The sequence below is a fragment of the Streptomyces sp. NPDC059477 genome (assembly GCF_042749375.1).
Lineage (GTDB): Bacteria > Actinomycetota > Actinomycetes > Streptomycetales > Streptomycetaceae > Streptomyces.
Window position 1 is genome coordinate 1 of the sequence record NZ_JBHYUG010000166.1, and the last position, 7,688, is coordinate 7,688.

The following is a 7,688-nucleotide window of genomic DNA, read 5'->3' on the forward strand; positions in this document are numbered from 1 at the left end:
GTCTCCTCCGGAGACATGACGCGCCGTCACTACGCGACGGAAAGTTGTAACGTCGCTCCGCGACTCAAACAGCGCTGGCTAGGTGGAGGTGGGTCCCGGGGGTGCCGTTACATCTTTCAGGAGGCGTACGCGGCGGCCGGCTGCGGCTGTGGAGTCCGCCCTACCGATCATCCTTGGGGCCCGGAGTGGCCTGTGTAGACGTGGGCCGGGTAGCCATTGCTGGTGATCTCTACGTGGCCCGTGTAGGTGTCTGAACCGCACTTGCACATCGTGTCGGGCTCCCGGTGTCGTCGTCCTGAGTGCTTGATTATGTCACGCCATTATGTACCGCACAAGTTCTGTAACGGTCACTCGTCGTTACAGTCACACCCTCATGCAGGTCTAGACCTCTTGAAATTCTACCGCTTAGAGGGGCGGGCTGTCTGGGCCACAGGGATTGATTATGTACCCGGGTTTCGCTAATGGCGTTACATTATCGCGTTGTTGTCGAGTGAAATATGTTATGTAGCGGCCTTACCTGCCGCCTGAATTCTCATCCCGGGGCGTGAATAATTGCTAGGGCCTGTGTTTCATGCTTTCGGTGGCAGAGATCTTTCTGGAGCGTGAGAAGGGCGGCGGGAATTTGCGGGCTGGGCCGATCAGGGCGCCGAGACCGATGTGGGAGACGTAGGTGTCGGCGCTCCGGTCGGAGTCCGGACCGGCGGCCCACCGGACAGGCAGGTGGAGGCGGTGGCCCGGCCCGGTGACGGGACGGAGGGCGGGGCGGTCTGGGGGACTTGCGTGGTGGGCTAGGCGGCTGGCTGAGTCTTCCGGGCAGGAAACAGGGCCGTAGCGTGTCGGGCCGGCCTGTCGTTGATGATTCCGTGTGTCCGCGCCCGGCGGCAGCTCGGCGGGCGCGGCTTATGGCTCGTAGACGTGGCGCAGGACGACGGTGCGGCGCACCCCTGCCTCCAGCAGGGCCTGGGCGCGGTGCTGGCCGTTGATGTAGCCGGTCTCGCTGTCGGGCTGGATCGCGTCCGCGATGCTGAACAAGGTGGCCAGCGCCTCGGTCTCCCAGCCGGTGGCGTCGGCTGCGGCCGCGTGGGCCAGGGCGAACTCCTCCATGCCGTCGGCCTCCACTCCCTGCGCGCGGGCGCGCTTCAGAACATCGAGCGCCATCGCACTGACCGTGTGCCAGTCGCCGCCGTGGTACCAGCAGCAGGTACGGGCGCCGCGGCGCGGCAGAACCTGACGCGTCCAGCGCCGCCGCCATCGCACCCCGGCCGGCATACAGCCGGGCTCGCGGAAAGGCTCCGGCCGCCCGAGGCGGACCACCGCGAACTCCTCGAACACCAGCCGGGGTTCGGGCTCGGCGGGGCGCGGCACGTAGCCGGCGCCGCGGCCGGCGGCGACCTCGGCGCCGACCAGGTCCCGCAGCTCCTCGTGGGTGATCGCCTTCCAGCACGGGCCGTACGGCCGGTAGCCGTCGGCGCCGGCGAACACCACCCGCCGGAAACGGGTCTCCTGCCGCGACCCTTCCCACCACAGCTGCCGCTCCACCCACACCGGCGGCACTTCCTCGTCAGGGCAGTGCCGCTCCCACACCGCGCCCGCGTACCGCTCCGCCCCGTTCGTCAGCCCCATCCCCTCCTCGCCGGCGATCTGCGTCGCCACCGCGACCGGGCGCGCACCGGCCGCGGTGAACAGCTGCAGCCGGAACGTGCCCGGCAGCCCGGGGGCGGTGAACATGGGCTCGTCCACGGTGCGTTGGCGCGCAGCCCCCAGCGCGCGCAGCTCGTCCCGTCCACCGGAACGGCCATCGGGGCGCGGCGCCGGCCTGGGCGCGGGGTCGGCGGGGAGGTCATCGGTCATCCCTCGATCATTCCCGGCCCGGCCGACACGCGGGGCCGGACCGGTCAGCCGGCCGTCGACGGCGCCCGGGCCAGGTCGACCTCGCCGGCTTCGATCAGGGCGCGGCGCAGCTGCGCGGTCCCGGCCGGCCGGGCGGGCGCGGGCAGGGCCTCGGCGGCCCGGAGCAGGGCGCGGGCGTGGCGGCGGACGTCGCCGTCGTCGTACGCGCCTTCGGGGGCGGGGCGGGTGAGCAGGTGCGCGGCCAGGTGCACGGCATCGGGGCTGCCCGGGTGGGCGGCGGCGCGTTCGGCGACCCGGCCGGCGTCCTTCTGGGCCGGGGTGTGGGCGGCGCTGCGCCGGGCCAGGGGCAGCCACAGCCCGTCCGGCAGCGCGCAGTGCGCGAAGCCGCCGGCGCCCGCGAGCGCGCCGGGCGGCAGATCGGCCTCCAGGGCGGCGGTCCACCACACCCGCTCGGTGTCCACCGCGGTCCGGGCGGTCGGCCTCATCGAGGTGACGAGGGCGAGGTACTCGAGGAAGCCGGAGGCGGCCTCCGCGCCGCCCGGGCCGGCCGCCAACTCCCGCCAGGCGTCCGCGGGGTGGCCGAGCAGGCCGTCGTGGCCGGTCAGCAGCGCGTAGACCACGCGGAAGGCGATGGTGCCGTCGGGTTCTTCGCGCAGGGCGGCCAGGAGCTGGCGGCGGTCCAGGGCGGCGAGCAGCAGCGGGTCGGGGCCGGGGCCGCGGCGGCCGTGCAGCCACGCGGCGGCCGGGGACGGCCGGCCCGGGGCGAGCGCGTACAGGTCGGCGTGGTGGGCGGCGGTGAAGGCGGTGGCGCGGCGGTGCAGGACCGGGAGGTGCGTGCCGAGCACGGCGGCGACCGCCTCGTCGCCGCCGCGGGCGGCCAGGATGCCGGCGGTCAGGTTCAGGATGTCGCCGGGCATCTGGCCGTCTCGGGGCGCCCGGCTGGCGGCGTGGTTCAGGAGGCAGTCCAGCGCGCGCACCGCCGGGTGGGACTCCAGCAGGCCCGCGGGCAGTTCCCGTTCCGCCCCCGCCCGGCCGGCGGCGGGCGTTGTCAGGTCAGCGGGCGCCGAGCTCGGCCGGGCGGCGGGGCGGGTGAGCGGCTCGGCGAGGGTGCGCAGCCGGTTCAGGACGGCCGGCAGGGCGCCGCCGAGGCCGCCGCCGGTGCGCCACACGAAGGCCAGCAGGCCGGACCACGCCCGGCCGGCGCAGTCGGCCGCGTCGGGGATGTGCGGGTCGGCGGGAGCGGGCAGGGCGCGGCTGAGGTCGAGGGCGGCGAGCACGGCTGTGGCGGGGCCGGCGGGGAAGGCGTCGGGGTGGCGGACGACGGCCGCGGCGGCGGCGAGGTAGTACGCGCCGAGCTCCGGGCGGGCGAGGGCGGCGAGTTGGGCGGGGACGTCGGCGGTCCAGGCGCCGGGGTCGGCCGCCACCAGGCGCCGCAGGACGGTCGCGTAGCCGGGGCGCCCGCGTCCGGGGCTCCGGCCAGGGTGCCCGCGGCGGCGAGCGGGCCGGCCGCGGCGGCGAGCTCCCGCAGGTCCTCCAGCGCGATGGCGGTGTGACGGAGCGGCTGCGGGCGGACGGCGGCCCTCGGGTCGGGCGGCCGGGCCCGGCGCAGCGCGGCCAGCAGCGGACCGAAGCCGTCCAGCAGCGGCGCGGGCAGGACCGGCGACCAGGCCCACACCCGCAGCCAGGACGCGAGCGGCTCCACGGCCTCACCGGGGCGGTCGTCCTGCTCGCCCTGGTCGAGTTGGTCGGGTGGGGTCGGCAGCAGTTCGTCGACGGCCGCGGCGGACGGCGCCGGGCCGAGCGCGGTCCGTACCCGCTCCTGGAGGCCGGCGGCCCGCCCGGGCGGGCAGGTGTCCAGCACCAGAGCGGCCAGCCGGGCGCCCTCCGGCGAGGGGCGGCCGGCCAGCAGCCGCACCGTGGCCCCGGCGGCGCGGTCCCACCACTCCCCCGCAGCAGCCTCGGCACCGACGCCAGCGGCGGGCGGCGGGTGCGCGGCCAGGTGGGCGGCGAGCAGCCGGTCGTGCAGAGCGGCGTCCGCCTGTTCGATGCGCGGCCACGCCCGCAGCCGTACGGCCGGCGGCAGGCCGGCCGCGGCGTCGGCCGCGGCGAGGTCGAGGACCGCGCGGGCCAGCAGCGGGCCCATGTCCAGGACCGGGCCCAGGAAGAGCGTCTCGTTAAGGACGCGGACCTCGTCCAGGTCGACAAACTCCGGCCAGGGCATCTGGCCGGTCGCGGCGGTGTCGCGGCGCAGCAGGCCCGCCAGCGCGCCGCGGACCGCGCGGGCCCAGCGGAACGGCCCGCCGCCGTCGCCGGTTTCGGCGTGGACGGTCACCACCAGTTCGCGCAGCAGGCCGGTGATGTCGTGTGCGGGAAGGCGGGCCGCCCACTCCCGCCGGAGGACGTCGGTCAGCTCGGGCAGCGGCCGCTGCCCGGCCCGTGCGCGTTGGCTCTCGTCCCGGTAGGCCCGGTAGCCGGCGTGCCCCAGGTCGGCGGCGTCCTTCAGCAGTTCCTCGGCGACCAGGACCCAGTCCCTGTCCCGTGCGGGTACCGGGAGGGTGCCCGCCCAGGCGGCCACGAGCCGGCGCGGCACGTCCGCGTGCTCGGCCGGCTCCCCCGCGGGGGCCGGAAGCAGGACGTGCGGGAGCAGTTGCCGTACTCCGGCCGGGGGGAGGGCGCCGGCGTCGGCCAGGCGCAGCAGCGCGCCCAGCACGCGGGGGCCGGCCGGGGCGAGGGCGGCGGCGTGGCCGGCCAGCCACTCCCGGGCGGTTCGGGGGTCGGCGGCGGCCAGGTGGCCAAGGAACGGGGCCGCCGGCCAGACGTCGGCCGCTCGGTCGGCCAGCAGCAGGTGCGGCGCGTGTGTTTCAAGGGCGGTCAGCCGGGCGGGAGCCGAAGAAGTAGGTCGTGGCGCGGGGGTCCGCCCAGCCGGCCAGCTCCCGCGCCTCGGCCGCGCCCGGCGCCTCCAGGGCGGCCAGTTCGAGGACCCGCGCGGCGCGGCCGGGCAGTGGCACCAGCAACTCCCGCGCCAGCGAAAGTACTTCCTGGTAGACGGCGGCCGCGACGGCCGGATCGGCTTCCCCTCCGTGGAGCGTGCCCGACGTCCTCCCGTACACCTCGCCCCAGCCGTCCAGCGCCCGCTCCTGCGCGCCGCCGAGCTTTACGCCCATGAGCCGCCCGGCGATTCCTGCGGCCCGGGCGCGGTGGAAGCCTCCCGGGCGCGCGAGCTGACCGCGCAGCACCTCGGCGGTGGCCCGGACCCGGACCAGTCCGGCGGCCGGGTCCGCCGGTGCGGTGGCAAGCGGGTCGGGGAGGGCGTCCACCGCGGCCAGCAGGTCCTTCGCCGCGGACTTCAGGCCCACCGCGTCCGGGGCGCCCGGCAGGCTCAGCAGCGCGTCCGCCGCGCCCCGCAGGCACGACTCCGCGACCTCCGCCGGGCGCTCCAGCCCGCTCCCCGCGAGGACCCGGTGTGCGTCCCGCAGCAGACCCAGCGCCCGCACGCCCGCGGCGCCCTGCGCGCGCAGGGCGGCGGCCAGGACCTCGTCGACCACCGGCAGGTGTGCCGCGGGCAGTTCGCCGCCGGCCGGCGGCATCATGATGCTCACCGGTGCACCGTAGAGCCCCGCGGGCGGGTCCCGGACCGGAACCAGCCGGCCCGGCCACCGACCCGCGGCCGCAGCGGCATCCAGCAGCGCGGAGACGGGCGTCGACGCCGTCGGCGGCCTCCTCGGCAGGAAAGGCGGGGGCTTTGCGGGTGGAGTCGCACGAGGTGGCCCGGCTCCGGCGCGGCTTGCCCCGGCGGGCCGCCACCGCGAGGAGGCGTACGGGCGGCCCGCTCGCTGTTCGACGTCCGCGCGTACACCAGTGGCGGCGTTCCGGCGGGCATGAGGCACCGCCGGCGGGTCTCCCGGGCCCTGGGCACCGCAGTGCCCGCCGTCACCGGCAGGAGGCGCAGCAGCCGAAGCCGGACCGGGCGCTGAGGCGGGCGTCGTCCTCTCGTGCGGCACGGCTGCCGGAGCGCCACACCAGCGTCGGCAGGTCGAACAGCGCCTGGTCGTCGAACGGGACGGCGGCGGGGCAGGGTCGGCCGGGCGGTGTGCGGTGTGCGGCGCCCGCGGCGGCGGGGCAGATCGCGCCGGGCTCCGCCCGGTGCGGGGCGGCGAGCACCGCGGGAAGGTGGGCGGCCGGGCCGGCACCGACGAGACGGTGCAGCACGATCACGTGCCCGTCCGCGTAGGGGCCTGGGCGGCCAGCGCCGTACCGGCGCCGCTTCCTACGGCTCTGTGTCGAGGAAGCGCTCCAGACCGGCCGCGTCCAGCAGTTCGGTCCAGGCGGTGCCCGGGAGCAGCGGTCCCAGGTCCGCTTCGAGTTGTGCGGCCTCCTCGGCGGTGGCCGGCTCCATCGCGCGGCGCAGGCCGCGGGCGTGCCGGCGGTCCATGGCCAGCGGGCTGGCGTGGTGGTCCGCTCCGGCCAGGTAGCGCAGCGCGGGCGGGGTGAGCACCACGGGCCTGGGCGGCGAGGAAGTCGGTCAGCTGCGCGAGGGTGCGGTCGTCCCCGGCGGCCGGTTCCGGGTGGCGGGGGGCCGGCAGGCTGATGCCCTCTGCGATCCGCTGCCACGCCTGGGCCCGGGTCGGCGCCTCGTCGTCGTCTTCGTCGCCTCCGGCCCGGCTGACGCCCCGGAGCAGCGAGCGCAGGGTGACCACCCGCAGTGCCGGGTCGTCCCCGGCCGGCGGGCGGGAGCGCGGGATGAGCAGCCGGCCGGTGAAGCTCTGGCGCAGACCGCGGGCGTGCGGGAGGAGTTCGGCGAGGGTCTGCTCGGCGGCGAACTGGGCCATCGCCCGGGACGGTTCGGTCGCGCTGTACCCCGCCTGTGGCTGGAACGTGCCGTCGGGCAGCGGCCAGCCGGCCTCCCACCGCCACGCCTTCCCGGGCGCCCCGCTGTTCATACCGTCCGGCCACACCGGCCGGTCCCAGCCGGGCAGTAGCGGCCGCTGCGCCGGTACGGGCATCAGGCGGGCCTGGAGGCCGTGCGGGGAGCCGGGCACGGGCCGGCCAGCGGTCAGGCCCTTGCCGTCGGCGGTCCACTCCAGCGGCGCCGGGGCGAAGCGGGACACCCTCAGCAGGCCGTCCGCCGCCCGCGCGAGGGCCTCCAGGACCGTGCCGCGCAGGGCGTCCTCGAACACCCGCGGCCAGGCGTCCGGGTCCCCGGCGGCGAGCTCGCCGATCGCCATGGTCCACACTCGCAGGGCCGCGGCCGGATCCGTGTCCAGCGCGTCGCGCAGCGTCCGCCCGGCCGGCTTCTCCGGCTCGTCGCGGTCGTCCGGCTCGGCGGCGGCGTGCAGACGCAGGACCCGGTCGCCCACCCCGACTCCCAGGCTGGCCGCCACCTCGCGCAGCCGGCCGCCGGTCAGCGGGCGCAGCAGGTCCACCAGCCGGTCCACGAGGGCCGCCGCCTGCCACGGTGTCGCCGGAACGGTGACCGACAGCGCCGGCCAGTCCTCGGCGGCGGCCGTGAGGTCACCGGTGCCGGCCTCGTGCCGCGGGACCCGGTCCACGACCGCGAACACCGCTTCCAGCAGGCTCCGGGCCGGGCCTGGGCCCGGCGCCGGGGCGCCGGTGAACTCGGCCACCGCCACGGGGAGTTGCCCGGCCGGGCAGTCCAGCGCCTCCGTGGCCGCCCGGATCCGGGAGAGGTCCGTTGTCGGGGAGGGAGGTTCTGGTGTCACCCCACCACCCTAGGGACCCGGGGGGGGGGGGGGGGCGGGTCGCGGCAGGGCCGCTCTCTGCGCGTGGGCCGCGGGCGGGGGGGGGCCGGCGCGGGGGGCGCGCGTCTCGGGGGGTGC

At 77.1% G+C, this 7,688-nt stretch carries 6 protein-coding genes; all 6 read right to left on the reverse strand.

Annotated elements, in window-relative coordinates:
- Positions 1-900: 900 nt before the first annotated feature.
- The 6 genes from ACFXAZ_RS38870 to ACFXAZ_RS38895 all read right to left on the reverse strand — a co-directional run bounded on the left by ACFXAZ_RS38870 (position 901) and on the right by ACFXAZ_RS38895 (position 7,571).
- Positions 901-1,851 (reverse strand): hypothetical protein, encoded by a 951-nt coding sequence (locus ACFXAZ_RS38870; RefSeq protein ID WP_384601623.1) that lies wholly within the window; start codon positions 1,849-1,851, stop codon positions 901-903.
- 44 nt (positions 1,852-1,895) lie between these two features.
- The gene (locus ACFXAZ_RS38875; RefSeq protein WP_384601626.1) at positions 1,896-3,020 is read right to left on the reverse strand and encodes a hypothetical protein; all 1,125 of its coding nucleotides are present in this window, start codon (positions 3,018-3,020) and stop codon (positions 1,896-1,898) included.
- Entirely contained in the window at positions 2,972-4,561 is a 1,590-nt protein-coding gene (locus tag ACFXAZ_RS38880; RefSeq protein WP_384601629.1) for a hypothetical protein, read from the reverse strand. Before ACFXAZ_RS38880 ends, ACFXAZ_RS38875 begins: the two co-directional genes overlap by 49 nt.
- 151 nt (positions 4,562-4,712) lie before the next feature.
- Positions 4,713-5,450, reverse strand: coding sequence for a hypothetical protein (locus tag ACFXAZ_RS38885; RefSeq protein ID WP_384601632.1), 738 nt, complete (start codon positions 5,448-5,450; stop codon positions 4,713-4,715).
- Between the two features lie 331 nt (positions 5,451-5,781).
- On the reverse strand, positions 5,782-6,066 hold the full coding sequence (locus ACFXAZ_RS38890) for a hypothetical protein (protein ID WP_384601635.1): 285 nt from the start codon (positions 6,064-6,066) through the stop codon (positions 5,782-5,784).
- Entirely contained in the window at positions 6,063-7,571 is a 1,509-nt protein-coding gene (locus ACFXAZ_RS38895; RefSeq protein ID WP_384601638.1) for a hypothetical protein, read from the reverse strand. Before ACFXAZ_RS38895 ends, ACFXAZ_RS38890 begins: the two co-directional genes overlap by 4 nt.
- Between the last annotated feature and the right edge of the window lie 117 nt (positions 7,572-7,688).

Excerpts from the sequence above, each read along its gene's own strand:
- ACFXAZ_RS38870 (WP_384601623.1), bottom strand. The coding sequence starts at position 1,851 with ATGACCGATGACCTCCCCGCCGACCCCGCGCCCAGGCCGGCGCCGCGC.